The 551-nt window shown below is 47.5% G+C and carries 1 protein-coding gene; it reads left to right on the forward strand.

All coding sequences use genetic code 11. The features are described from left to right. Positions 1-551: sulfite exporter TauE/SafE family protein (locus R7Q48_RS30055; protein ID WP_318134056.1), on the forward strand; the 551-nt coding region annotated here is incomplete at both ends.

The following is a 551-nucleotide window of genomic DNA, read 5'->3' on the forward strand; positions in this document are numbered from 1 at the left end:
CTTTTTCGGCTCGCTCGTTGCAAATACGTTGGCATCTCTTTCTGGTGGCGGCGCCGGTTTGCTACAGTTTCCTCTACTTATTTTTCTTGGCTTACCGTTCTCCGTTGCACTAGGCACTCATAAAGTGGCTTCTGTTGCTTTAGGCTTGGGCGCTGCAAGCACTCACCTCAAAGCCGGCACCATTAAATTGCCCATCGCCCTTTATCTGATTTTTGTTGGCAGTATAGGTGTTGTGATTGGCGCAAACCTCATCGTTCATATCCCTGATGGTATTGCGGAAAAGATGCTAGGCAGTATGATTCTGGCACTCGGTATTTATTCCCGCTTGAAAAAGCAGCTGGGGCAAATCGAAATCATTAAGCGTCGCAATCAATTGGGTTGGATTCTTGGTGGTATTGGCATCATGTTGATAGGCATCGTCAACGGGTCTTTAACCGCTGGTTCTGGGCTGCTTGTCACTCTCTTTCTTGTGCGTTGGTTTGGGTTCGATTACAAACAAGCGGTCGCCTACACCATGATTTGTGTCGGACTGTTTTGGAATGGTATTGGTG

It is taken from the genome of Vibrio sp. 378, from assembly GCF_033339435.1.